The 26,835-nt window shown below is 46.0% G+C and carries 24 protein-coding genes; 8 read left to right on the top strand and 16 right to left on the bottom strand.

The features are described 5' to 3' along the window. Window positions 1-6 precede the first annotated feature (6 nt). The 4 genes from ACYRYG_RS01035 to ACYRYG_RS01020 form a co-directional block, all read right to left on the bottom strand. The gene (locus tag ACYRYG_RS01035; RefSeq protein ID WP_460197345.1) at window positions 7-2,682 is read right to left on the bottom strand and encodes a SusC/RagA family TonB-linked outer membrane protein; all 2,676 of its coding nucleotides are present in this window, start codon (window positions 2,680-2,682) and stop codon (window positions 7-9) included. A 572-nt stretch (window positions 2,683-3,254) separates the two neighbouring features. Next, window positions 3,255-3,614, bottom strand: coding sequence for a MarR family winged helix-turn-helix transcriptional regulator (locus ACYRYG_RS01030; RefSeq protein WP_293419673.1), 360 nt, complete (start codon window positions 3,612-3,614; stop codon window positions 3,255-3,257). 72 nt (window positions 3,615-3,686) lie between these two features. Next, window positions 3,687-4,181, bottom strand: coding sequence for a thioredoxin (gene trxA / locus ACYRYG_RS01025; RefSeq protein WP_293419670.1), 495 nt, complete (start codon window positions 4,179-4,181; stop codon window positions 3,687-3,689). Window positions 4,182-4,376: 195 nt separating this feature from the next. Next, a complete protein-coding gene (locus ACYRYG_RS01020) occupies window positions 4,377-5,315 on the bottom strand; it encodes a patatin-like phospholipase family protein (RefSeq protein ID WP_293419667.1) in 939 nt (312 codons plus the stop codon). A 234-nt stretch (window positions 5,316-5,549) separates the two neighbouring features. On the opposite strand from ACYRYG_RS01020, the gene ACYRYG_RS01015 reads away from it, so the two are divergent. After that, complete coding sequence (locus ACYRYG_RS01015; protein WP_460197343.1) at window positions 5,550-6,332, top strand: SDR family oxidoreductase; 783 nt, start codon at window positions 5,550-5,552, stop codon at window positions 6,330-6,332. A gap of 144 nt (window positions 6,333-6,476) precedes the next feature. On the opposite strand, the gene ACYRYG_RS01010 is transcribed toward ACYRYG_RS01015, so the two are convergent. The 4 genes from ACYRYG_RS01010 to ACYRYG_RS00995 all read right to left on the bottom strand — a co-directional run bounded on the left by ACYRYG_RS01010 (window position 6,477) and on the right by ACYRYG_RS00995 (window position 10,501). Continuing rightward, on the bottom strand, window positions 6,477-7,094 hold the full coding sequence (locus tag ACYRYG_RS01010; RefSeq protein WP_293422782.1) for a DNA alkylation repair protein: 618 nt from the start codon (window positions 7,092-7,094) through the stop codon (window positions 6,477-6,479). A gap of 13 nt (window positions 7,095-7,107) precedes the next feature. Next, the gene (locus tag ACYRYG_RS01005) at window positions 7,108-9,060 is read right to left on the bottom strand and encodes a dipeptidyl-peptidase 3 family protein (RefSeq protein WP_460197342.1); all 1,953 of its coding nucleotides are present in this window, start codon (window positions 9,058-9,060) and stop codon (window positions 7,108-7,110) included. 4 nt (window positions 9,061-9,064) lie between these two features. Continuing rightward, the gene (locus ACYRYG_RS01000; protein ID WP_460197340.1) at window positions 9,065-9,541 is read right to left on the bottom strand and encodes a helix-turn-helix domain-containing protein; all 477 of its coding nucleotides are present in this window, start codon (window positions 9,539-9,541) and stop codon (window positions 9,065-9,067) included. Window positions 9,542-9,754: 213 nt separating this feature from the next. Then, window positions 9,755-10,501: a hypothetical protein gene (locus ACYRYG_RS00995; protein WP_293418418.1), complete on the bottom strand. Its 747-nt coding sequence runs from the start codon at window positions 10,499-10,501 to the stop codon at window positions 9,755-9,757. A gap of 199 nt (window positions 10,502-10,700) precedes the next feature. Here ACYRYG_RS00995 and uxuA point away from each other — a divergent pair, with 199 nt between their 5' ends. The 5 genes from uxuA (at window position 10,701) to ACYRYG_RS00970 (ending at window position 15,436) form a co-directional block, all read left to right on the top strand. After that, window positions 10,701-11,900: a mannonate dehydratase gene (gene uxuA, locus ACYRYG_RS00990; protein WP_293418420.1), complete on the top strand. Its 1,200-nt coding sequence runs from the start codon at window positions 10,701-10,703 to the stop codon at window positions 11,898-11,900. A gap of 87 nt (window positions 11,901-11,987) precedes the next feature. Then, window positions 11,988-12,800 carry an SDR family oxidoreductase gene (locus ACYRYG_RS00985; RefSeq protein ID WP_293418422.1) on the top strand — a complete coding sequence of 271 codons (813 nt, stop codon included), beginning with the start codon at window positions 11,988-11,990 and terminating at the stop codon, window positions 12,798-12,800. A 144-nt stretch (window positions 12,801-12,944) separates the two neighbouring features. Further along, window positions 12,945-14,423 carry a tagaturonate reductase gene (locus ACYRYG_RS00980; protein ID WP_460197339.1) on the top strand — a complete coding sequence of 493 codons (1,479 nt, stop codon included), beginning with the start codon at window positions 12,945-12,947 and terminating at the stop codon, window positions 14,421-14,423. Between the two features lie 75 nt (window positions 14,424-14,498). Then, window positions 14,499-15,140, top strand: coding sequence for a NanQ anomerase/TabA/YiaL family protein (locus tag ACYRYG_RS00975; protein ID WP_460197338.1), 642 nt, complete (start codon window positions 14,499-14,501; stop codon window positions 15,138-15,140). 152 nt (window positions 15,141-15,292) lie between these two features. Then, the gene (locus ACYRYG_RS00970) at window positions 15,293-15,436 is read left to right on the top strand and encodes a hypothetical protein (protein ID WP_293418428.1); all 144 of its coding nucleotides are present in this window, start codon (window positions 15,293-15,295) and stop codon (window positions 15,434-15,436) included. An 87-nt stretch (window positions 15,437-15,523) separates the two neighbouring features. Here ACYRYG_RS00970 and ACYRYG_RS00965 read toward each other — a convergent pair whose 3' ends face one another. From ACYRYG_RS00965 to dnaB, 8 genes are all read right to left on the bottom strand, one after another. Continuing rightward, a complete protein-coding gene (locus tag ACYRYG_RS00965) occupies window positions 15,524-16,162 on the bottom strand; it encodes a LolA-like putative outer membrane lipoprotein chaperone (protein ID WP_293418430.1) in 639 nt (212 codons plus the stop codon). 5 nt (window positions 16,163-16,167) lie between these two features. After that, window positions 16,168-16,857, bottom strand: coding sequence for a tetratricopeptide repeat protein (locus ACYRYG_RS00960; RefSeq protein ID WP_460197336.1), 690 nt, complete (start codon window positions 16,855-16,857; stop codon window positions 16,168-16,170). 192 nt (window positions 16,858-17,049) lie between these two features. Further along, the gene (gene leuB / locus ACYRYG_RS00955) at window positions 17,050-18,114 is read right to left on the bottom strand and encodes a 3-isopropylmalate dehydrogenase (RefSeq protein WP_293418432.1); all 1,065 of its coding nucleotides are present in this window, start codon (window positions 18,112-18,114) and stop codon (window positions 17,050-17,052) included. A gap of 22 nt (window positions 18,115-18,136) precedes the next feature. Next, window positions 18,137-19,720, bottom strand: a complete 1,584-nt coding sequence (locus ACYRYG_RS00950; RefSeq protein WP_293426892.1) for an alpha-isopropylmalate synthase regulatory domain-containing protein — start codon at window positions 19,718-19,720, stop codon at window positions 18,137-18,139. Window positions 19,721-19,735: 15 nt separating this feature from the next. Beyond that, window positions 19,736-20,341 carry a 3-isopropylmalate dehydratase small subunit gene (gene leuD / locus ACYRYG_RS00945; protein WP_293418436.1) on the bottom strand — a complete coding sequence of 202 codons (606 nt, stop codon included), beginning with the start codon at window positions 20,339-20,341 and terminating at the stop codon, window positions 19,736-19,738. A 12-nt stretch (window positions 20,342-20,353) separates the two neighbouring features. Beyond that, window positions 20,354-21,745: a 3-isopropylmalate dehydratase large subunit gene (leuC, locus tag ACYRYG_RS00940; RefSeq protein ID WP_460197334.1), complete on the bottom strand. Its 1,392-nt coding sequence runs from the start codon at window positions 21,743-21,745 to the stop codon at window positions 20,354-20,356. A gap of 14 nt (window positions 21,746-21,759) precedes the next feature. Next, window positions 21,760-23,256: a 2-isopropylmalate synthase gene (locus ACYRYG_RS00935; RefSeq protein ID WP_293418440.1), complete on the bottom strand. Its 1,497-nt coding sequence runs from the start codon at window positions 23,254-23,256 to the stop codon at window positions 21,760-21,762. A gap of 473 nt (window positions 23,257-23,729) precedes the next feature. Continuing rightward, window positions 23,730-25,220 (bottom strand): replicative DNA helicase, encoded by a 1,491-nt coding sequence (gene dnaB / locus ACYRYG_RS00930; RefSeq protein ID WP_460197333.1) that lies wholly within the window; start codon window positions 25,218-25,220, stop codon window positions 23,730-23,732. Between the two features lie 107 nt (window positions 25,221-25,327). Here dnaB and ispE point away from each other — a divergent pair, with 107 nt between their 5' ends. Beyond that, window positions 25,328-26,170 (top strand): 4-(cytidine 5'-diphospho)-2-C-methyl-D-erythritol kinase, encoded by an 843-nt coding sequence (gene ispE / locus ACYRYG_RS00925; protein WP_293428945.1) that lies wholly within the window; start codon window positions 25,328-25,330, stop codon window positions 26,168-26,170. A 112-nt stretch (window positions 26,171-26,282) separates the two neighbouring features. Continuing rightward, window positions 26,283-26,786: an NUDIX hydrolase gene (locus ACYRYG_RS00920; protein WP_293418446.1), complete on the top strand. Its 504-nt coding sequence runs from the start codon at window positions 26,283-26,285 to the stop codon at window positions 26,784-26,786. Window positions 26,787-26,835 lie beyond the last annotated feature (49 nt).

The raw sequence follows: 26,835 nt of genomic DNA, 5'->3' as shown, positions 1-26,835 counted from the left end.
AAGGATTTAAAATTGTATATTCACGCCGACTGAGAATGTGCGATAGACGGGGTACCCCCACTTGTCATCAATACCGAGTGTGCTGTTAACAATATAACTATTGATCATTGGCGTAAGTCCACTGTAGTGGGTAAACGTTGCCAGATTATTAATACTACAGGAGAGCCTCAGACCACTGATATATTTGCTTTTGACAGGTACATTCCAGCCTAAAGTGACATAATCGATATTGAGGTAGTCGCCACATTCCAGCCAGTAATCGGTCACTCGTTGATCAACAATGTCGGCTGCGGGAGCTTTCTTGAAAACATTATAGTCAGGAAAACTCGACATGTTCATATAACTGAGTGCCGTACCGTTAAATATCTTATGTCCGAAAGCACCATTCATCTGTAAAGTGATGTCATAGTTCTTGTAACGAAAACTGATATTGGAGCCCAAGGTCATTTTAGGAGTAGCCTGTCCGGCAATGCGCCTGTCCGCACTATTATCACTTAAATCGATCTTGCCATCATTATTCAGATCAGCGATCTGATATTTCTTATGCCCGTTGCCATCATCTACGATGCCTGTGCAATGAGGCAGATAGAATACGCCCAGCGACTGGCCGACAATCTGGTAAAGGATGTTGGCATCACCACCATGGAGGCCTGCCCCATTCAGACTTCCGAGGGCCGTGATATTCGATGCTGACATATAGTTACCGTTATAATAGCCACTTAAGGATATTAATTTATTCTTCTGCCAGGACATATTGACATTGATATTCAGTTCCATATCTTTATGGGAGATCGGCACAAAACCAAGGCCGAGTTCAAAACCACTGTTTGACATTGAACCGATATTGGCCAATAGTTTGTCAAAAGCATAGTTGGGCACGGGCACATCGTACTCATAGAGCATATTAGTGGTCTTGGAATAATAATATTCTGCCGTCATCAGGATCCGATTATTGAGCAGTCCGAGATCCATACCTATATTAAAAGTACTTCTCGTTTCCCACCTCAAGTCAGGATTACTATTACGCAACTCCCCCATTGTCACTGTAGGTGAACCATTATAGGATACGATACCGACAGGCTCACGGCTGTTCAGCGTAAGATAGGAACTGATGGCCCCCAGGTTTCCGGTACGACCGTAACCTGCGCGAAGTTTCAACATGAAGATCTGAGGAAGGTCCCGCAGGAACTTTTCCTTTTTCATATCCCAGGTAAGGGAAACAGAAGGGAAAAGTCCGCAAGTATGATTCTTTCCGACCATCGAAGAGGCATCGGCTCGTAGCGAGGCATCCAGCGAATAGCGGTCAAGGAGCATATAAGAGGCTACCAGCATCGCAGAAGCCAGCCTCGGGTCCTGGTAGCTGCTGCCTGTTCCTCCGTATGGTATCGTCGAGGCAGCAGCAAGATTATTGTAACCGAAAGCATTAGTGGTAAAACCTTTAACCTGTGTCCAGAAAGCGGTAGTCCTATTCTTCTGGTACTCTCCTTCCACTGTGGCATCGACATGATGGATGTTCCAGGTATGATTCCAGTTCAGGTCAATATGCCCCATCCACTCTTCTGTTTTCGTCTCTCTCCGATAGGCAAGGCCTTGTGACCATACCCATGTCGGCGCAAATTTGGCATTTTCTCGTGAACTGTAAGAGTAGGCTCCAATAGCCGTTAATTCCATACCGTATGGCAAGGAATAGGATAATTGGAGATGGGTATTGAAATTAAGATCCTTCGTGTCGTTACATTCCTGAATCAAGGCACCAGGAGGGGCAATCTGAGAAGCTGTGCCATTCTTTACATAACTCCCATTGTAGGCTTTATAAGGATAAGTGGGGTTCATGGCAGCTGATGAATAGAACAGCATCTGGGTATCATAGATGTTATTGTCCTTCTGGGAAGACCCAAAGACACCAAAATCGATCTTCATCTTGTCATCAAAGGCCAGTTGGGAGATATCGAGCTTGGCGACAAAATTGTTATAATCCTTTGAACGGATAATGGTTTGATTATCCATCATACCGAGAGAGGCACGATAATTTGACTGATCCGTGCCGCCACTGAAGGCTATATGATGATTCTGAACCAGCCCTGTACGACTGATCTCCTTCTGGAAATTGGTGTTAAAGCCGAGATCATTATAGTTGGTTCCCAGACTCTTGGCCGTAGCCCGATAGCCTGCAGCATCAAGCATGTCAAGGTATTTGTATCTCACTTCTGCTCCCGTGTTGCCATCATAGGAGATGTGAAACTTCCCACCATGGCCTCGCTTGGTCCGCACTTCAATGACACCGGAGGCGCCACGCGATCCAAACTGTGCAGTCTCGGAAGCATTCTTAAGAATAGTAAAACTTTCAATATCGGCTGGATAGACCGTTGCAAGTGTGGCAAGATCTGAATAGACGCCATCAATGATGACAAGCGGATCATTTCCTCCTGTAAGAGAAGTGGTACCACGCACACGGACACTGTTGAGCATGGCTACTCTATCAGCTCCTGAGGATTCCACATTTACACCTGCAGCCTTGCCTGAAATGGCATCAAGTGCATTCTGTATGAGTCCCTTGTTCATCTGTTGCTGGTCTAGTTGGGGTGCAAAACTGACAACAGGGATGGTGTCCAATTTGACATTAATTTTCTTTTTCTGCCCATATACCATCATTGATGTACCGGATAGCATTATGAGCAACATACATTTCAATATTCTTATTAGTCGCATATATTCTTTCTGCATAGACTTGAAAGATGATTAGGTTTCTGGTATGATAAAGACAAATATACAACTTTTTTAGGAATTTTTGTTATTTCATGATAAATATTATAAAATTCTCAGTCAGATCACATAAAATAATCATGCGATTGAATGCTTCTGGAATAATCATGCCTTTTATCACTTAGGTATCCAGTAATGGGTAGTATTTAGATCTTGAATTTGTATCCGAGCGTAATTTCAAGAGCTTATTTTCTCCTTCTACTTCATACTATAGAAATAATATTATTACGGGCATTTCTATTTCTATAAGATAATATCATCTATTCAGAAAATGAATAACAAAACCAAGAAATATTCGGTAAAAGAAACTATAGGTATAAAAAATGGTTACCCTTTCCTGTGATTTCAATATTCACTGACATCATGACGAAAAAATTACCAGGCCGTGGAAAGAAACTTACCAGGCCTTGGAGACAATCTTACCAGGCCTTGGAAAGGAACTTACCAAGCCGTGGAGACAAACTTACCACGGTTTGGTATTGATTTATTACTTAAAACAGACTTAATTTCTGCAGGCATTCAGGTAACTGGATCTGCTGGCAATTCAACTTCTCCAGTTGGTCCTTGCCTTTCTGTGTCAGGTTGAAGTGCATGCTCCGCTTATCTTCCTGACAGATATGCCTTGATACATAGTCTTTTTTCTCCAACGAGGCAATGACCTTGGAAGCATTGGAATGTGACAGGCCCATCCTGCCGGCAATCTCACTTGATGACGGATCTTCGGTTTCTGACAGCATACAAAGCAGCATGGCTTCATTGATGTTCAACCCGAATGCCTCTTCCATATCATTTTCAAAGGCTGAAATGGCCCGGTATACCCTTCTGATGTTGCAAATGCACTTTTGATCCATAGTCCCTGTTTATCATTAAAGCGGACTACCGGCACCTGCCGGCACCCCGCTTTGTTACAATCAAGTCGTAATCTATTCAGTTTTCAACAGTTCCGTACGGATGACATCCTCAAACTGGCTCTTCATCATGGCGCCTACCGATTTCTTTGGCACGCCTTCCTTCGGAATGAAGAGAATAGTAGGAATGGACTGAATGCCGAACAGGGCTGCAAGTTTCTCTTGCTGGTCAACATCGACCTTATATACATCGATCTTTCCTGCGTACTCATTGGCAATATCCTCTACTACCGGAGCTGTTGCTTTGCACGGGCCACACCAGGTGGCATAAAAATCAATGATGGCGGGTTTGTCACCCTTGAACTTCCACACTGTGGGGTTCTTCTCATAGTCCATCACTTTGTCCTTGAATTCATCTGCTGTTAATTCTGTTACTTTCATTTTCTCACTCTCCTTCTTTTTTTCAGTTTGCTGTATGTTATTTTCTTTCTCTGCCGATGCCCTGGCATAACCAAAACCTGAAAAGGTCAGAATTGCCATGGCCATAAGGGCTATTCGTTTTGTTTCCATATCATTCACTCATCCTTTCTTTGTTATTGTGTTGTCCGTTATAATTCTCAATCGGAAAAAGTTTCCACTGGAAAACTGACACAAAGATAAAGGAAAAATAGATACAGAACAAATTTCCAACGGAAAAGACTACGATTTATAACACTTGTTAACCAAATCGAGAAGGCTATTAACGTTCATTTGCCATTTTCACATTTAAGCAGATTCAATCTGAGTCTTTCCAGAGTCCAAGAAATGCTCAACCATCTTTCTGGTTTTTGTCTTTCCAATAGCAATAAGCCGCTCGGATTTGTCAAAATCAAAGGTGGAATAGCGGCTCATCGGAATTTCCACATAAATATCCGGAGGAGTCACTTTCAGGGCTAATTTGGTATTCTGGTGAATCATGATGGAATAAGTGCGATTAAGTAATGATACATAATTCAGATCCAGATCCATTCCGTGAGGCAGCATCTTGTTCAGTACGGCCAAAGCAAAGGAATGATCAATATTTCTCTGTTTGATCAACTGATTCATCATGATTTCGCCCTTATAGTCATGACCACTTACATCAACAGCTACAAGAAGCGCTTTCTTATCTCTCTTAACCCGATTCAGAGGAAGAGGATTGACCAGTCCCCCATCCAGATACATCCTTTCACCCTGACGGACAGGATTGAAAAAAACAGGTATGGAGATGGAGGCCCGGATGGCCTTATACATACTTCCCTTCCTGAAAATGATTTCTTTACCACTTACGGCATCTGCCGCAACGGCACAGAAAGGAATGCTCAAATCTTCAATATTCCGATCCGGGACAACCTGATTCAATGCTTTCATGATACGGTCACCCTTCACAATATGATTGAGGCTGAATGAGAAATCATACAACTGATGAATCTTTTTCTTGTCAATGGTTTTCATCCAGTCCCTGAAATCTCCAAGACCTCCTGCAGCATATAATCCTCCGACTAAAGCACCCATTGAGGCACCGGCTATGGAGCGGATATGATAGCCCATTTCTTCCAATTGCAGGATGGCGCCGATATGTGCAAGGCCACGTGCCCCGCCTGTAGACAGGACGAGGTCAACATCCTTTTTTTTCTTTTCATCATTGAACAGATGAAGCACATTTTCTAATTTTGCAGATATCATGTTACAAATATATATGTTTTTTCTTAATCCGGACACAAAAAACAGAATTATTTCATTCGACTTCTTAAATGGACTTTTATAGACGAGAAAGGGAAAAACAACTGAAAAATTAATTTAAAATTACGGTTCTCGGCCCATCCCTTAAAGTAATTTACTTATCTTTGCGGATGGAACTCCGGGGAAGATATTTTTTCCTCCCCGGATGAAAGTTTAATCATAATAACAACGATAATAATGAATCAGAAAATTGTTTTAGTAACAGGTGCGACAAGTGGTATCGGGGAAGCTTGTGCAAGGAAATTTGCCCAAGGTGGATATGATCTCATTCTCACTGGTAGAAAAGCTGACCAACTCAAAGCGTTGGCTGAAGAGCTCCGGCAGGAAGGTGTGAAAACCAAGATACTGGTCTTTGATGTCCGTGACCGTGAGGCTGCCCGCAAAGCCGTAGAATCCCTGGAAGATCAATGGAAGCAAATTGATGTGCTCATCAACAATGCCGGACTGGCATTGGGTCTGGATAAAGAATACCAGGGTAATCCGGAGGATTGGGATGTCATGATTGATACCAATGTCAAAGGCTTGCTCACCATGACGCGCCTGATCGTGCCGGGAATGGTCAGTCGTAATCATGGACATGTCATCAACATTGGCAGCGTAGCCGGTGATGCTGCATACGCCGGTGGAAATGTATACTGCGCTACAAAAGCTGCTGTGAAAGCTCTTACGGACGGACTCCGTATAGACGTCGCAGATACCTGTGTCAGAGTGACGGACATCAAACCCGGACTGGTGGAGACTCATTTCAGCGTGACCCGTTTCAAAGGGGACGAGGGCAAGGCTGACCACGTATATCAGGGAATCCATCCTTTGAACGGTGATGATATAGCTGATGTGGCCTTCTATGCTGCCAGTGCTCCTGAGCATGTACAGATCGCTGAGGTCCTTGTCCTGGCTACGCACCAGGCCAACGGTACTGTCATAAACCGTGATCCCAGTCGTAAGGAAGACTTGTCCTAAAAAAACAGAGAATGGCATTCAGTCCTTAGACTGGGTGTCATTCAATTTATAATAGACAGTCCGAAATAACGCAAATATCAAGATTGAAATTGAGTCCTATTGGGTTCAGGATAATTCGTTATTGGTAACTCTTATTGAGTCGATTCAGTATATCTCGATGAGACCTTTCAATGCTGCTTTAGCCATACGGGAATAAACTTCACCCAACTGAGCGAAACGACGGGCACAGTTGGCTGCTGCATGGCGTACACCCAATGACTTGTTCTGTAATGCTGCCACTGTCTGGTCAAGATACTCATTGATACCACGTGAATTAGGTTCCTGCCCTTTCATGAACAGTCGTGCAAGCAGAGAATATCCGGTAATCTGATAAGTCTCCTTGTCTGATGCAATATACTGATAAGCGAGCATCGGGGCATAATCGACATACTGCAACAGGTTGAAGGCAATCATCTCTGCCATTTCCTGTCCCCGGATCTGTTCCATCCATACATCAACAATATCCGGAAGCATCTTTTCCGGCGGCATTATCAGCGTAGCCAGAATCTTACATTCTCGTATATCTTCCTTCCAGAGTTCTATGGCCAGGTCGTAATCTTTACCATACTCCCCCGCCATCTTCTTCAACTCCACAAAATTGACGCCCCAGTTGATTTTGTAGTCCAGTCCCTTCTCTCGCATGGAATCAGCGGCAGGCCGGTTCATCCGCAAACGGAAGGAACGCTTGATGGCATTCAACTTTTCCTTTGTCTCTTCTTTCATAACGGTAATACTCTCATACTAATGTTGCATAATCACGGGAATAGCGCAACATCTGCTCTGCATAACCTTCGGTGTAATCGACCTTCACATCCGTGACCGTTCCCTTAGAATCACGGACCGGCTGAAACTTAGGATTGATAAAACCTTTGTAAGGAGCAATATGGAGTTGTGCATAGCGTTCCCGGATCTCTTTATGAATGGTCGGATCGATCTTTACACCATACCGCTCCACAAGTTGTCTGGCGGCCTGATAATCCCCCTCACTCTTGATCCGCTGGATTTCAGCCAGAAGTCTGGCAAAGAGATCACGCAGTGCACTGTAATCGTTTACTTTAAGATAATGCTTATCCTCCTGTTCCACGATTTCAGCAGCACCGTCAGCATGTTCAAGAACCCAGTTGGCTATCAGTGCCCGGTTTCTCATGTGAGCCTCCTCTATCTCCTGTCCCGGTCTGATGCGCATGCATTGAGTGAGCGCCCCGTTCATCAGGTACGTATAATACTGGCTTTTATAAGCCTCATGGTCAGGCAGAAGACCCAACTCTACCAGTTTCGGATCAGCAATGTAATACAAGCCGAACAGATCAGCCCTCGCCTCTTCAACCGTATTGCCGTACGCCTTGAGTGCATTCGGGTCCGTTCCCGGCATCAGTTGCCCGCTGCCATGTCCCAGACATTCATGCAAATCAGTATGCAAGTCATCCGTCAGGTCACCGTATTTCTTGATTGAGTCAACGGTAGGTTGATCAATCACAAATTCTTCCATGAATCCGTTCCCCTTCGCCGCTTGGTTATAGGCATCTGTCAGGTTTCCGATGGTTACACTCTTGCTCCCCTTCTCAGCCCTGATCCAGTCAGCGTTGGGCAGATTGATGCCAATAGCAGAAGAAGGATACTCATCACCTCCAAGCATGGCCGCACAGACCACATTTGCCGTAACACCTTTGACATGAGGCTTGCGAAAACGGGGATCCACCGGTGAATGGTCTTCAAACCACTGTGCATTTTCAGAGATGAGCCGTGTACGCCTTGTAGCTACGGGATCCTTATAATCAACGAAACCCTCCCAGGTTCCTTTCAGTCCCAGAGGATCACCATACACTTCGATAAAACCGTTGATGAAATCTACATCCCCTTCGTGCTGTCCTACCCACTCAATCGAGAAACGGTCAAAGTCACGCAGGTCTCCAGAACGGTAGTATTTCACCAGAAGGCCGATAACCTTCTTCTGTTCATCATTTTCCGCGAAGTCACGCGCTTTCAGCAACCATTCCACGATCTTCCTGATTGCCGGTCCATACAGGCCATCAGCCTTCCATACCTGTTCCTCTATTTCCCCATCATGCCTGATGAGCTTAGAGTTAAGCCCCCATGACGGCTGTTCATACTCATCAGTTTTTTTCTGCGCATAATACTGCTCCACCTCCTGCTGAGTGACACCCTCATAGAAATTACAGGCAGAGGTCCTGACCAAATCAACGCCAGGAGCCTGGTTGACCCGTTTGGGAAGGACTGCAGGATCAAAGATCACCGGAAAAAGATCTTTCATGAAAGCCTCTACACTTTCACCGTGGCGCAAGGGCAAATCATCAGGATTGATCTTCAGAATCTCGTCACAAAGAAAATCCCGTGAAAATTCAGGAATGAATTTCTCACAGTTGTAATGATGATAGATCCCGTTAGAAAACCAGACCCTCTTCAGATAGATTTCAAGAGCTATAAAGTCCGGATCTTCAGGAGACCCGCTATAGGAATCAACGACTGTTTCAAGCGTCTTACGGATGCGAAGATTATATTCCCCCTGTTGGTCGAAAGTGATGTCCCTCCCATAGAGGGCAGCCTTTGACAAACAGTAGACATAGCATTTCTGAGAAAGAGAGAGATCATCGAAACCATTCAGGCGATAACGTAAGAGTTGCAGATCTGCAAACTTCTCGTTTGCATACTCAAATTTTTTCAGTTTCATTTCGTTATGCATTTGCTTTTACGGTCCTTCTCCCCCCTCTTTTTTTCTTGTCTTTTATAGAGGGATGCCATGCAATATTGCGCATCTTATACTCACGGGGAGTACAACCGTTAATCTTATAGAATGAGGCGTAGAAAGACTGTCTGTTAGAGAAGCCGACCATGTCCGATATATCTTCCATATTCAAGTCGTTATGTCGATGATCTACCAGAAGAGACATTGCCTCCTCAATACGAAACTTATTGACGAAAGAGGTATAATTCATGTGGAATTTCACATTGACCACAGCCGAAATGTATCGTGTATTAGTTCCTAAGTCTTTTGCCAGTTTCTTTGCCGAATAATCTTTATCCTTATATTTTTTCTGGATGAGGATGACCTCAAGTATCTTTTGTTTGAGTTCTTCCATCATGTTTGGGCTGACCAGTGTACGGTAAGCCACCTCTCTATCTTTCCTCACCGTGATATTATATTTTGCCATAATTTTACGTTTCTATAAAGTCACCCTTTTAGTACTCGGACAAATATACAAACTAATTTATTACAAAACAAATAGAAATAACATCTTTTGACAAATTCTTAATTAATTTGCGAAAAAAATATTCACAAGGGTCTATTTTCCTTTTTCCTTCTTCGTTTTTCCGGTAATTAGTCCTTATTTGATTGCTGAGAGAGTTGGTCAATGTGAAAAGATTCAGTTCTGGTCTTTTTTGTCTTGAGTGATTTGAGCAGTCACGGTCTTTTTACCTTCCGGTTTGCCGGAACCATATTCCTGGAAACTGCCGTCCGTATTAAGAATACCCTTCTTCTTTCCCTTTTTAGCCTCAAAATAGGGATATTTGTCCCTCAGGGCAATATCATCATACACGAATTGCGCAACTACCGTATTCTTATAGTCCGGCAGGATCAGTCCCATCTTCCCATTTTTCTCTGCAATGACAGGAACCATGGACAGGTCATCTACATAGACGTAAGGAGTCCGCAGGAAATCATACTCGGCCGGGATGATAACCTTTCCTTCATGGTCTTTGATTCCGAACTTGCCATTGATTTCAAACACCGAATGATAGCGGATATACGTATGTTTGATACGCTGAAGATAGTAAACCATCTTACGCCTATTCTGGATAAGAGTGGAAAGATAAGCAAAAGTATCACAATAATTAGCTATGGACCGGGCCAGGATGATCTTCCAGTCCAGTCCGTCAATGATCTTTCTGTTCAAGTCAATATATCGGGCGATAGCCTCTTCTTTCTGAGGAACACTGAATCCGGAGAGCCTGGTAATAAAACGTTCCATACTTTCTTTGGATCCGGACATCGCCTTGATATATCGGCGGACCTGGCGCTCCATCTCCCGGCACACGAACAAGTCGATCTGCTGCTGCTCAACGGGATCGGAATAAAGGTTGTCAAAATTATCGGGTGTGATTTTTTTCATAGTCATCTCTGCTTTTTGCCCAAAGTTAAGATTTTTCTTCGGAATCTGCAAGATTTCAAGCACAAAAGAAAGCGACTTACCAATATTTTTTATAACTTTGTTTGCCGAAAAGATTGTCACAGGAAAGATCCAATTTTTTCAAAAGCCTCTAAGACTAAAACAAAACATGAAGAAACAGTTACTTTAAGACAATAAATCTATGGAAAGAACGTGGAGATGGTTTGGTAAAAAGGACAAGATCACCTTACCTATGCTGAAAGAAATCGGCATCGAAGGTATTGTCACGGCCCTGCATGATGTGCCGAACGGTGAAATATGGACAAAGGAAGAAATCAACGACCTGAAATCCTTTATCGAAGGTTACGGGTTGCGCTGGAGTGTGGTGGAGAGTCTGCCGGTGAGCGAGAGCATTAAATATGGTGGGCCGGATCGTGACCATCTGATAGAAAATTACAAGACCAGTCTGATGAACCTTGCAGCGTGCGGGATCCATACGGTCTGCTATAATTTCATGCCCGTTCTGGACTGGGCCAGGACAGACCTGATGCACCTCAATCCCAACGGGACCTATAATCTCTATTTCTCTCAGGCAGAGTTTGCGTACTTTGACATCTGTATCCTGCAACGCAAGGATGCCGAAAAGGACTGGTCAGCAGACATCCTGCAGCAAGTGGAAAAGATAAAGCAGACGAGCACACCAGAAAAGGATCACCAACTTGTCGAGAATATTATCGTAAAGACACAGGGGTTTGTGTCCGGCAATATCAGGGAAGGAGATGAACATCCCGTAGAACGCTTCAAGAAGCTCCTTGCCCTATATGAAGGTATAGACCGGGAAACGCTGCGGAAGAATTTGAAATACTTCCTGGAAGCCATTATGCCAGTATGTAACAAATATGATTTGTTCTTGTGTGTTCATCCTGATGATCCACCGTTCCAGATACTGGGCCTTCCCCGTATCGTGACCTGCGATGAAGACATCAACTGGCTCCTGAGCACCGTAGATGATCCCCATAACGGACTCACCTTCTGTGCAGGCAGTCTGTCGGCAGGAGCCCAGAACGATGTTGTAAAACTGGCCAGGAAATATGCCGGCAGAACCCGATTCATCCATCTGCGTTCCTGCCATGTATTCCCCAATGGTGACTTTACGGAATCCAGTCATCTGGGTGGAAGGGCAGACCTCATAGAACTGGTGAGGATTTTCGAAAAGACCGATCCGAAGTTGCCTATGCGTGTGGATCATGGCATGACCATGCTGGGTGATGACAAGCGGGGATATAATGCCGGGTATTCCTTCCTCGGCCGTATGTTTGCCATGGGACAGGTGCAGGGAATTCTCGCCACTGTGGACCGGGAACTGGGACTGCAATACCACCAACCGGGGTTCTTCGATTAAGTCCAGAGCCTTCCCTGGTTGCCTGGGGGACCATGCAGCCAGGAACAAAAAGTATTCAACTTAAAATTAATCCATAAAACAAAGAACATGAATGAACTGTTTGACATCAAAGACTATGTCGTAGTTATTACCGGAGGAACCGGTATACTGGGACGGTGCATAGGTAAATACCTGGCATTGCAAGGTGCGAAGGTAGCCATTTTAGGCCGGCGTGAAGATGTAGGGCAAGCCATCACCGAGGATATCAGGAAGGCCGGCGGTGAGGCTTCCTATTTCAAGGCTGACGTGATGGACAAGGAGCTCGTCGAGCAAAACTGCAACGCCATTCTGGCTAAATATGGAAAAGTAGATACCCTTCTCAATGCAGCCGGAGGCAATAAGGCCGGAGCAGTCATCGCACCAGATCAGACCTTCTTTGACCTGAAGCCCGAAGAATTCCAAAAGGTCCTCAACCTGAACCTGGTGGGAACTGTCATCCCTACACAAGTATTTCTCAAACCAATGGTCAAGGCTGGAAAAGGAAGCGTCATCAATTTCTCATCGATGGCTGCTTTCCGCCCGATGACAAGAGTCTGCGGCTATGCTGCTGCCAAGGCAGGGATCAGTAATTTCACCGCTTATATGGCTACGGAATGCGCCCGGAAGTTCGGCGAAGGCATCCGCGTGAATGCCATAGCCCCCGGCTTTTTCATTACTAACCAGAATCGTGCCCTGCTCACCAATCCTGACGGCAGCTATACCCAGCGGGGAAAAGACGTGATCCGTCAGACACCCTTCGGAAGGATGGGCAAGCCGGAGGAACTCTGTGGTACGATCCATTATCTGATGAGCAATGCAGCCAGCTTCGTAACCGGAACTGTGGCTGTAGTTGACGGAGGCTTCAATGCTTTTGCCATGTAAGATATTCCTGCCGGGATCCCTTCGCAAAGGTTTGCGTGGGATTTCCGGCTTTTTTCAAGGGGACATCGCGAATATTTTACTATCTTTGCAAGAGAACTGAAAAAACTAACGTAAAATCTAAAACATAAAAATCAAATCTCAATTATGTCAGAATTAAAGTCATTGAATAGGCATACCGCTCCGAAGAGCGAGATGCCGGAAAGAATCATCCAGTTTGGTGAAGGTAATTTCCTTCGTGGATTCGTGGACTGGATCGTCTGGAATATGGATCAGAAGACGGACTTCAATAGCAGTGTAGTCATTGTAGAGCCACTTCCCTCCGGAATGGTAGATATGCTGAACGGTCAGGATTGTCTCTATCACGTCAACCTGCAAGGAAGAGAAAACGGACAGCCTGTCAATACGATTACACGTGTAGATTGTGTGAGCCGTGCACTGAACCCTTATACACAGAACCAAGCTTTCCTGGCTTTGGCAGAACAGCCTGAGATGCGTTTTATCGTTTCAAATACGACGGAAGCCGGCATCGCCTTTGATGAAAATTGTAAGTTCTCAGATGCGCCGGCAGCTTCATATCCCGGCAAACTGGTACAGTTGCTTTTCCATCGTTATCAGTTCTTCAACGGCGATCCCGCCACGGGAATGATCCTCATGCCCTGTGAGTTAATCTTCCTGAACGGCCATCATCTGAAAGACTGCATTTATAAGTATATCGAACTCTGGAAAGAGGATATGGGAAGGGACTATGCAGGTTTCAAGAAATGGTTTACCGAAGACTGTTATGTCTGCGCTACCCTCGTAGACCGCATCACACCGGGATTCCCACGTAAGACGATCAAGGAAATACAGCAGAGAATTTCCTACAGGGACAATATGGTCGTACAGGCCGAAAGTTTCCACCTCTGGGTGATCGAACGGCCAGAGAATATGACCATCGAAAAGTTGAAGGCCGAATTCCCGGCTGAGAAAGCCGGTCTGCACGTACTCATCACTGATGATGAGAAACCTTACCATGCCCGTAAGGTGACCCTGCTGAACGGTCCTCATACCGTGCTCTCTCCTGTTGCCTTCCTGAGTGGTCTCAACATTGTACGTGATGCCTGCCAGCATCCCGTGATCGGCAAATATATCCATAAGGTGCAGTTTGATGAACTCATGCAGACCCTTGACCTGCCGATGGACGAACTGAAAAAGTTTGCTGCTGATGTCCTTGAGCGTTTCGACAATCCTTACGTAGACCACCAGGTTACCTCCATCATGCTGAACTCATTCCCGAAATACAATACACGTGATCTGCCAGGAGTGAAAATTTATCTGAAGCGTAAAGGGCAATTACCCCAGGGACTGGTCTTCGGACTGGCAGCCATCATTACCTATTATAAAGGTGGGCAGCGCGCTGACGGTACTCCTATACAGCCAAAGGATGATCCGAAGATCATGCAGCATCTGACTGACCTGTGGGCAACAGGAGATACCCGGAAAGTGGCTGAAGGCGTTCTCTCCTATGATTATGTCTGGGGAGAGGATCTCAATGCGATTCCCGGTCTTACGGCACTGGTCACGAAAGATCTTGACCTGATCCAGAAGAAGGGAATGCTGGAAGCAGTAAAGACTATTCTGTAATCTTTCCTGAAGTTTGAAAGCAATACACGGGGACAGTTGGTGAGAATCTGTCCCCTTTTCAATATCTTTATCAGTATGAACATCAAGAAATCTATCCTTTTCAGCCTGTCCCTGCTAATGGCCATCTCCGTTCAAGCCCGGGACAAAGGTTATTACACCCATTATGTACAAGACCAGGAACTGATCCGAACAGCGAGACAATGGGTTGCTTCCGGTTCATGGAGAAACGGATTCACGAAGGCCTCCCCGGATGCCAGTGTGAACAATGTGGACTTTTATGTGCAGTATCATAAGAACCCCGGGCAATGGAAGGCCCTGTTTCACTGGCTCCAAAATACAGACTTGCTGACTCTGCCTGCCGGACGGCATCCTATTGCCGGCACAACTATGGTGGCTAGTGTGGAAGACGGTACGAATGATTCTTTGAAAAAACGGGGATCAGAGAGTCATTACCATCATATTGATTTTCAGTATGTGGTAAAGGGGATTGAAGGTTTCGGACTGATTGACCACTATACGAGTAAGGCTAATTGTAAATATGACTTGTCACGGGATGTTATCCATTATGACTATGTCAAGGAACGGGCTAAATTCATCAAAAGTCATCCCGGATACTTTAACATTTTCTTCCCGGGCGACTGGCATATCGCGAAAGTCCTGACGGATGAGCCAGACCAGCATCTGCGGGTTGTCGTCATCAAAGTGGATGTTCACTGAAAAGAGGAAACGGTACAGGTTACCGGATGGGAAAATAAAAAGGGTCAGATGATGAATGATCGTATCCATCATCTGACCCTTTCATTTTTTACTTATAACTCTCTAATTAGTTTTCTACGTTCTTGAATGTATCCTGAATAATAAATCCTGCTATGAAAAACAAACCTGCTAATAACATTACAATCTTCATCATCATACCTCCTGTCTCTCCGGATTCCTTCCGGGTGGGTTACCTTAACCTTCCCGGATCCAGATTCTTCATGCTGGATTGCAAGAAACGTGCCCGAAGGCTATAACTGACATGGTGACACGATCAACTGCCTTATTGTCGTGAGCGATCAGAAAACAGGAAAGTCATTCCAAGTCCCTGGAAAAGCTGTTGATCAGTCCTCCGATCTCTTATCAATATAGCGGTATCCATAAAACTCAGAGCGCGGGAAATGAAAGATATGATCATCAATATTTCCTTTATGAAATCCATAGATCGTCACCTTTGCCCAGAAAAAAGAGACCTTGATCTTCAGTAATTTAGGGACTAAGGTATGTTTGTCAATGGTCGCTTTGATATGTTTAATGCCCCGTGTACCAGGACGGGCGTCCAGGGTGATCAGATACCCACTGCAGCTATCGGAAATATGATAGTCATAATCGTCAGGACTAAAAGAAAATTTAGAAAACAGTTTGTCCTTTTTCGAAGAACCGGCATTATATAGTTCTACGGTTCTTTTTTTTCGGTTTACCCTATAGAACTCTCTGCCGTCATCCCATACAGAACATTGACGTTCGATAAACTTATGTTTCTCCCCCTTTATCCACATCGTGCCTGAGGTCTTGTAAATTCCTATTACATTTACGGCATAATTGAATTCAGCTCCATGAGGACCATATATTTGTTCGTAGGCCTCACCGAATATCCTTCTCGCCTGCCGGGCATTCGGCGTATTCTGTGCCGGCAGCGCCGAAAAGAAAAGACAGGAAAAAAGCAGAATAAGACAATCTCTCTTGCTGATACCTTTAATCATTGTTTTTATTTCTTCTTCATATATTTGAGTTTGCGATAATAGCCGATAAGCGCTCCTCTCGGATAACCCAGTTTGACAGCCAGTTTCAAATCATCTTCAGCCTCGTCAAAGCGTTTCAGATTGATCCTGAGGTTCGCACGGTCCAGGAGATAGTCTATATTGGCAGAGTCCAACTGGAAAGCCTTGGAATAATCATACTCAGCTATATCGTTCATCTTCCTTTCCACCTCTATACCCGCTCTGGCTGCGTATGCCACGGCACTGTCAGGATACTGGTCCACGAGATCATTGATCTCATCATAAGCATCAGTGTAATGCATATCCTTCTGGTCCAGCAAGGCAAGTCCCAGTTCTGCCTCAAAATTACCGGGAACGATGGCCAGCAGGTTCTGATAATCCAGACGAGCGAAATTATACCGGTCCAGTTTTTCATTCACGTATGCCCGGTAAAATAGTCCGGCGATATTTCCCGGTCTGAGGTAAAGGACCTTATCCAGATCATCCTTGGCATACTGCCATTGTTCCAACTTGATGTTCCATGCCACTTTTTTCAAGCGCAGGTCCACACTATCAGGATGATAAGCCAGGATCTCCGTAGCTTTTGACAGAGAATCCCTCAGAGCCTGATTACTCTGAGCCATGACAGCCCCTCCGGACAAGACGGTGAGCATACAGATCATAAAGAGTTTACGCATGGTCATTATTTTTATCGGCAAAGTTACAAAAAAAGTGGAATGGCCCAAAGAATCACCGCTTCTGTTAGATAAAATTAATGATTCTCATCCATCAGATAATAAAACACCCACGGGGAAGATGCTCCCATCTCCCATCGTGGGTAAACCATCAGGAAAGATGCCGGACCCTATCCGGTCCTTCCTGCCATAGGATCACTCTGCCTTCCGGATATAGTCGGCAATCCATGCCCCCACTTCCGTCGTGCCATATTTCCTGCCACCCTCAACTTGAATCTCAGGTGTACGCACATTTGCTTCCAAGCTGGCATTGACGGCCTTACGGATCAACGCCCCTTCTTCTTTCAATTCAAAATGTTCGAGCAGCATAGCGGCAGAAAGGATTTCAGCGATCGGATTGGCGATGTTCTTTCCCGCTGCCTGTGGCCAACTCCCATGAACCGGCTCAAACAAAGGTGTATGATCACCCAGTGAAGCAGATGGCTGCAAACCCATGGATCCCGTAATACTACTGGTTTCATCCGTAAGGATGTCACCAAAGGTGTTTTCCGTGACGATCACGTCAAAGAAACGAGGCTCTGTCAGCACACGCATGGAAGCATTGTCAATAAACATATAGTCTGTCGTTACTTCCGGATATTCCGGTGCCATCTCCATGGCTACCTGGCGCCAGAGACGGGAACTGGCCAGGACGTTAGCTTTATCCACGACCGTGAGATGCTTGCGACGCTTCATGGCAAACTTGAATCCTACCTTCAGGATACGTTCGATCTCAGGACGGGTGTAGATGTCGGTATCAAAAGCCATATCATGATCTTGATGCTTCTTGCCGAAATACATTCCCCCGATCAACTCACGGATCACGACAAAATCGGCTCCCTTGATGATCTCGTCCTTCAGAGGACTCTTGTGGAGCAGACAGTCAAAAGTGGCCACCGGGCGTACATTAGCATAAAGACTCAGTTGTTTGCGCATGGCAAGCAAGCCATTCTCCGGCCGTACCTTTATGGTCGGATCATTGTCGAAACGAGGATCTCCGACAGCGGCAAAAAGTACAGCATCTGAGTCCATGCAGGTTTTAAAGGTGGAGTCAGGAAACGGATCCCCTACCGTGTCGATAGCATGAGCCCCACAGACTGCCGGTGCATAACTGAAAGTATGTCCGAATTTTTCACCGATAGTGTCCAGAACAGCTACGCCCTGCTTCATGATTTCCGGGCCGATACCATCACCGGCCAGAACAGCAATTTTCAAGTTCATTCTCATTTTTTTATAAAGTTCTTTATTCTTTATCTGTTAGAGTTTCGGATGCTGTCACTCCCTTCTTGCTCTCATCTTTCTCAAAAAGATTGAGCATTTTCAAGGTAGCTTTGATGGCGGCCTCCGTCTGGTCAGCATCCAGTCCGCGGGTACGCCATGACCGGTCACCATAATGCCAGGAGATAGCTGTCTGGACAAGTGCATCAGTATGTCCCCCGGGGGGAATACTGACCTGATAGTTGTCCAGCATCGGAAAAGTGCGATTCAGTTTCTCCTTGTAAATCTTGCGCATGGCTTTCACGAACGCATCATACTGGCCATCACCGGTATGGTCTGCTTCATAGTTCACCCCATTGATGTTCACTTTAAGGCTTGCTATAGGTTTAAGACCATAAGACGTTGATACCATATAACTTACGAGTTTCACTTTATCCTCCGGCGCATTGTGCTTGAGAACATCACTCACGATATAAGGCAAATCATCCTGTGTGACCAACTCCTTCTTGTCACCCAGTTCCGTGATCCTTTTCGTCACGGTTTTTGTCTGTTCAGGAGTCAGTTCAAGCCCAAGCTCTTTCAGGTTCTGGATAATATTAGCCTTACCGGAATTCTTTCCCAAGGCAAATTCACGATGACGTCCGAAACGTTCCGGTACCAGGGCATTGCTGTAGAGGTGAGCTTTCTTGTCCCCGTCTGCATGCACGCCTGCAACCTGGGTGAACACATTGTCACCGATTACCGGAGTATTCGGAGCCACGCAGATGCCGCTGTATCCTCCCACGAGGTGACTGACATCAACGAGTCCCGATTCATCTACGTGAGTGGAGACACCGAGTTGGTCATGAAGCATCACCTGCACAGAGGACAAAGGTGCATTGCCACATCGTTCCCCCAGTCCGTTTACGGTGACATGAAGTCCGGTGGCCCCTGCCTTGACTGCTGCAAAAGAGTCACCTACGGCCATGCCATAGTCATTATGAGCATGGAAATCAAACTTCACCCCAGGGTATCTGGAGATCATCTCTTCAAGGTAGTCTCTCGTATTGAAAGGATTCAGGATCCCCAGTGTGTCAGGCAGTAAAAAACGGGCGATGCCGGCATCCTTGAGGGCATCCATCATCCGGTACACATAATCCCTGGAATGCATCATCCCGGAGGACCAGTCCTCCAAGTAGAGATTTACGGTAAAATGCTGACTATGCGCATATTCGATTACCCCTTTTATGTCAGCAATATGCTCTTCCGGAGTTTTATGGAGTTGGAGATTACAATGCCGCAATGATCCTTTTGCCAGGAGATTGATGACATGACACCCACAATCCTTGATCCAATCAACCGATTTTGTACCGTCAACAAACCCCAGCACCTCTATACGGTCCAGGAGATTGTGGCTGGCCGCATATCTGCAGATCATGCTGACGGCATCTTTTTCACCATCAGAGACCCGTGCTGAGGCCACTTCTATACGGTCTATCCCTACATCGAGGAGAGCCTTTGCGATCATCAACTTCTCGTGAGGCAGGAACGAGACCCCATTGGTCTGTTCACCGTCACGGAGTGTTGAATCCATGATTTCTATTATCTTCTTGCTTGAATCACTATTCATCACATCATGATTACTTTAATCCTGGAAACTCAGGCTGTTTGCTTTCTCCCAAGCTTCAACTTTATCTAAGTTCTTCACCAGAAAATCCACATCGTCCAGACCTTCTTCCAGACAGTGTTTCTTATAACCGTTGATCTCAAAATGCTCGGAATGTCCCGTTGCAAGATTCGTTACCGTCTGGCGGGGCAAGTCCACCTTTACCTGTGTCTTGTGGTCTTCCTGGATGCTACGAAACAGTTCCTTCAGGAAAGGTTCACTGACTACAACAGGAAGGACGAAATTGTTCAGTTCGTTGTTCTTGTGAATATCCGCGAAAAAGGAACTGATCACTACCCTGAAGCCATAGCCGGCAATAGCCCAGGCTGCATGCTCACGGGATGATCCTGAACCGAAATTCTTGCCGGCCACCAGGATCACGCCCGAATAAGACGGATCATTAAGGACAAACCCTTCTTTCGGGGTTCCGTCTTTATGGTATCTCCAGTCACGGAAAAGGTTATTCCCGAAGCCCTCCTTATCTGTGGCTTTCAGGAAACGGGCAGGTATAATCTGGTCTGTATCTACATTCTCTAAAGGCAAAGGGATGCAAGAAGAGGTAATCACATTAAATTTCTGTTTCATTTTACTAACTTTTTAGAGGGTTCTCGGATCTGTGATTTTTCCCGTGATAGCAGCAGCGGCAGCTACAAGCGGACTGGCAAGGATCGTACGGGAGCCAGGGCCCTGCCGTCCTTCAAAATTACGGTTGCTGGTAGATACGGAATACTTGCCGGCAGGTATCTTGTCATCATTCATGGCCAGACAGGCAGAGCATCCGGGCTGGCGGATATTGAATCCCGCAGCTTCCAATACTTTGTCAAGACCTTCCTCACGGATCTGGCGGTCAACAAGCCAACTGCCCGGGACAAGCCATGCAGTAACTCCTTCAGCTTTATGATGTCCCTTGACCATTTTGGCAAAAGCCCGGAAATCCTCGATCCGTCCGTTGGTACAGGCTCCGAGAAAGACATAATCAACGGGATGTCCGAGCAACCTCTGACCGGGGGTAAAGCCCATATAGTTCAAGGCTTTTTTGAAAGAAGCCTGATCCTCCGCAGGAATCTGGGACAGCACAGGAATCATACCGTCAACGGCGATGCCCATTCCAGGATTGGTACCATACGTAATTCGTGGTTCGATGTCCTCCCCCTTGAAGTTGAGTTCTTTATCAAACACCGCATCTTCGCCGCTTTTCAATGTTTTCCAGTATGCCACAGCCTTATCCCATTCTGCACCTTCAGGAGCATATTGACGGCCCTTGAGGAATGCGAAGGTGGTCTCGTCAGGAGCGACAAAGCCACCACGCGCACCCATCTCAATGGACAAATTGCAAAGTGTGAGACGGCCATCCATGGTCATATCCCGGACCACCTGTCCTGCATATTCCACAAAATATCCGGTAGCACCGGATGTCGTCAGTTGGCTCATCAGGTATAATGCAACATCCTTCGCCGTTACACCGGCTTCCAGTTTTCCATTGATATTAATCCGCATCGACTTCGGTTTCTGCTGCAAAATACATTGGGAGGCCATGACCATTTCGACCTCAGACGTTCCGATGCCAAAAGCCAGAGCTCCTACAGCCCCATGAGTAGACGTATGGGAATCACCACAGACAATGGTCATTCCCGGCAAAGACAGTCCTTTCTCCGGGCCTACGACATGGATGATGCCATTGTCCCGTGTGTTCATCTTATATTCCCTGAGCCCGAATTCTGCACAATTCTTGTCCAGCATGTCTATCTGTTTACGGGATACAGGATCTTCGATAGGTTGATCCTGATCATGTGTAGGAGTATTATGATCCGGCATACAGTAGATCTGTCCGGGGCGGAAAGGGCGGAGGCCCCGGCTGCGCATCCCCGCAAAAGCCTGAGGGGAAGTCACCTCATGACAATAAAGTCTGTCAATGTAAAGTTGTGTAGGGCCGTCTTTTACGATCTGGACGACGTGCCGGTCCCAGATTTTATCAAACAATGTGTTCATTTTTCTCTCTTATTTTACTTATTGCTGAATTTGTTGATACAGTCGATGTAGGCTTCCACGGAGGCTGTTACAATGTCCGTGTCTGCACCGAACCCATAATAGATATGACCATCATATTCCACCTGCATGTGGACTTTTCCCACATCATCAGATCCTTTGTCTATAGCCTGGATGGTAAATTCCTTCAAGGTCATCTGCTTACGGATAATGCGCTTCAAGGCAAGGATAGCCGCGTCAACCGGCCCATTACCGGACGAACATTCTTCAAATTTCTCACCGGAAATATCCAGGCCTATGCTGGCAACACTCTTCACGCCCTTACCGGTAGTGACTTGAAGATAGTCCAGTTTGACATTGTGTGCCCCTGATGCAGCACCCGACAAGGCGATGACATCGTCATCCGTCACTTCCTTTTTCTTGTCAGCAAGGGCCAGGAACTTCTTATAAATTTCGTTGAGTTTATCTTCTGAGACCTTTATACCATTTGCATTCAGGCGGTACTTGAGTGCTGCACGACCGCTGCGGGCAGTAAGGATAATGGCATTATTATCCAGTCCGACATCTTTAGGATCTATGATTTCATAAGTCTGTACATTCTTCAAGATACCATCCTGATGAATGCCGGAAGAATGAGCAAACGCATTACGCCCCACTATTGCCTTGTTAGGCTGGACAGGCATGTTCATCAAACTGGATACCATCCGTGATGTCGGGCATATTTTAGTCGTGTTGATATTCGTATCGATTCCTATATCCTTATGACATTTCAGGATCATGGCAATTTCTTCAAGAGCAGTATTGCCGGCACGCTCACCGATGCCATTGATCGTGACCTCAACCTGCCGGGCCCCGTTCAAGACTCCCTGCAAGGTGTTAGCTGTCGCCATACCCAGGTCATTATGACAATGGGTGGAAATCTGAGCCTTTTCTATTCCATCAACATGCTCCATCAAGTATTTGATCTTGTTTCCATATTCATCCGGAAGACAATATCCGGTCGTGTCCGGGATGTTGACCACTGTAGCACCCGCTTTAATGACAGCCTCACAGACCTGAGCAAGATACTCATTATCCGTTCTGCCAGCATCTTCGGCATAAAATTCAACATCCTCCACGTACTTTTTAGCATATTTGACGGCATCGACAGCACGCTGGAGAATCTCTTCACGAGTGGAATTGAATTTATACTTGATATGATAATCGCTCGTTCCCAGTCCGGTATGGATACGTTTACGTTTGGCGTACTTCAGCGCTTCTGCCGCACAGTCGATGTCCTTAGGTACCGCGCGGGTCAGGGCGCAGATAACCGGCCAGGTGACAGCTTTACTGATTTCTACTACGGAATTGAAATCACCCGGACTGGAGATGGGGAATCCGGCTTCAATCACATCAACACCCAACAGCTCCAATTGCTTGGCTACCTGAATCTTTTCTACCGTGTTCAACTGACAACCCGGCACTTGTTCGCCATCGCGAAGTGTTGTGTCAAAAATAAACAATCTGTCTCTCATATTCAAAAATTGTTAGTCATTTACTTTCATTTACCAAAAAAGCCTTCCTCACTATACCAGAAGTGAGAAAGGCTTTTATACGTAGTCCTACAAAACTATACACATACCCCATCACTTCCGGCCACTGGATGCAGTCGAATTCGAATAATGATGCTTAGTATAATCTGTGGAATCATTTGCTTTATTTATTGTTGCGGGCAAAGGTAAGGAATTAAAATGATATAAGCAAACAAATAAATACTTTTTTAATAAAAAAAGTTACGGATTCATTTATTTACCTACTGTATTATACTATATATTTATCTCCCTGATCATAAGACAGGACCACCTCCTCACACATGGGTCACGGCAAAGACTGTTCCAGGGAGGGATCCTCAAAGAACAATAATGCTATCTGAAGGGGCAACAGAAAACAGGCCGGAGTTTCTCTCGATCATCCGGCCTGTTTTCTGTTGTATTTTTACGTGCTCTGGTCAGAACGGCGGTTCATCACTATCGCCGTTCATCTTGCTGCCAATGATCTCCCCTCCGTCCTGTGGTGGAAGAGGTGCAAAAACCTTATCATCTTCCGGATTCAGGAAGGTCGTAAATTCGCCCTTGAAGCGTAACAGTACATCACCGGTAGCACCCTTACGGTGCTTGGCAATGATGATCTGAGCCATTCCATGAAGGTCATGCCCTTTTTCATCCTCATAGATATGATAATATTCAGGACGATGGACAAAAAGTACCATATCGGCATCCTGCTCGATGGCTCCGGACTCACGAAGATCGCTCAACTGAGGGCGCTTGCCTTCGAGTCCTTCGCGGTTCTCTACCGTACGGTTCAACTGTGAAAGGGCAAGGATAGGAATATCCAACTCCTTGGCGAGACCCTTGAGAGAACGGGATATGGTAGAGACCTCTTCCTGACGGTTGCTGAAACGGGAACCATTGGCATTCATCAACTGCAGGTAGTCGACCATGATAATCTGGACGTGCTGCTCACGGACCAGACGCCTGGCCTTGGTACGGAGTTCAAAAACTGAAAGTCCGGGCGTATCATCAATGAACAAAGGAGCCCCGATAAGCAGCCGGAGTTTCTTATCAAGTCGTTCCCAGTCATCATTGTCCAGTTGTCCGTTAAGGATCTTGTTTCCCGGTATCTCGCACACATTGGAAATGAGACGGTTCACAAGTTGGACCTTATTCATTTCCAGGGAGAAGAAAGCTACGGGGATATGGTGATCTACGGCAATGCTCTTAGCAATACTCAGGGCAAAAGATGTTTTGCCCATGGCCGGCCGGCCGGCAATAATCACCAGGTCACTCTTCTGCCATCCACTGGTAATTTCGTCAAGGCGGGTGAATCCCGTCGGGATTCCGGTAAGCCCTCCAGCATTGCTTGCCGCACGCTGAAGGATCTCCGTCGCCTCATGGATAATAGGATCTATCTGCGTATAGTCCTGACGCATGTTTTTCTGGGAGAGTTCAAAAAGGGAACTCTCGGCTTTCTGCATCAGGTCATCCACGTCTATCTGGGGATCAAAAGCCTCTGTCTCCACCTCACTTGCAAAATGAATGAGTTGACGCGCCAGGTATTTCTGGGCAAGGATATGGGCATGGTATTCTATATGCGCCGATGAGGCCACGTGCTGGCTGATGTCCAGGACATAGGCAGGCCCTCCTATTTCATCCAGCGACCCCTCATGTTTAAGTTCTTCTATGACCGTCATGATGTCCACAGGACGTTCTTCCAGATTCATGGTCTGTATGGCCTGATAGATTTTCTGGTTCCTCGGGTCATAGAAAGTATCCGGACGGAGAATTTCTGAGACGACGGAAAAAGCGTCTTTATCAATGAGAAGGGCTCCGATCACGACCTGTTCTATGTCGGTGGCCTGTGGTTGTAAGTGCCCGTAACTTTCGTCGATAGGCGCGGGGGTGTGCCGTTTACGATTGTTGTTTTTCTTTTCTTCTGCCATCTTAGTTATAGCTTTGACTGCAAAGTTAATAAAAAAACAAGGAGGATTCGTTGTATTGTATTTCTTTTTTTACTAATTTTGTCATAGACAAATAAACATAAACGACTATGATTACATTTCCTTGTGCGAAAATCAACCTCGGCCTGAATATTGTCGGGGAGTTGGAAAATGGCTACCACAGTATAGAAACCGTTTTCTATCCTGTTCCTATTTATGATGCACTCGAAATCAAATATATGGATGAGAAATTCCCGAGTGAAAGTCCCTGTGACCTGAAGGTGACCGGGAACAGGATTGAATGTAACGAACAGAAAAATCTTGTCCTTCGGGCTTATCAGGTCCTGGCAAAAGACTTCACCCTGCCTCGTGTCCATGCCCACCTGTACAAGCAGATCCCTACCCAGGCCGGTCTGGGGGGAGGATCTTCCGACGGAGCGTTCATGATCAGGCTCCTTGATGAAAGGTTCCGCCTGAATATCGGTAATCCGGAAATGGAACGCTATGCTGCCAAGTTAGGTGCGGACTGTGCTTTCTTCATCTCCGCAGAACCGAGTTTCGGAGCTGGCATGGGAAATCTCCTGGAGCCGGCAGATGGTCCGAGGGGTAATCTTTCAGGTTATTTTATCGCAGTAGTTAAGCCGGATATATCCATCAGTACTTCAGAAGCCTTCCGAGGGATAGAGTGTCGGAAGCCCCGAAAATGCTGTCGGGAGGTCGTCCGTCAGCCCATAGAGACGTGGAAGACGGATCTCACCAATGATTTCGAAAAAACGGTCTTTGCTCTCTGGCCTGAATTGAAGGACATCAAGCAACGCCTTTATGACCATGGTGCCGTATATGCACAAATGAGTGGCAGCGGCAGTGCCGTCTACGGCATCTTCCGTCAAAAGCCTTCAGGACTGGAGGAAGAGTTCCAGGGGTCCTATCTGGCGGTAAAGTCATTGGAATAAAAAGATCCTGATACATCAAGGATCATAGTGAAGGATTTTTATATTAAAAGCAAGCCTGACTCCTCTTGCCGGAACTCCTAAAAGAGGGGCAGGTGCTATTTCGAAAGAATCAATGAGAGACAATAAAGCAGAGAAGTTTCCCGTAGTGGATGAAAACGGGAACATCCTGGGAGTTGTAACCCGGGGACACGCACATGATGGCAGTAAGATCCTGCATCCAGTAGTCCATCTGCACCTGTTCAACAGCAAGGGGGAGTTGTTTCTCCAGAAGCGTCCCGTGTGGAAGGATATACAACCCGGGAAATGGGATACGTCGTGCGGGGGACATATTGACCTGGGAGAAAGTGTAGGACAGGCACTGGACAGAGAAGTAAGGGAAGAACTGGGAATTACCGACTTCGATCCCGTTCCGATGGGACATTATGTCTTTGAAAGTACAAAAGAAAGAGAATTGGTCTATGTGCACCGGTGTACCTATAACGGGCCGGTCCATCCGGATAAAGAAGAACTGGACGGAGGACGGTTCTGGACGAAAGAGGAAATATTATCTGCTCTCGGAAGGGGTATATTCACTCCTAATTTCGAAAATGAATACCAGAAGTTTTTCAAGAAATAAAACCAGCAGAATCTCCTTCGAGGATACTGAAAGGACCAAGGGTGACCAC

The organism is Segatella asaccharophila, assembly GCF_054687055.1.
This window is presented reverse-complemented; position numbering and strand designations above follow the sequence as displayed.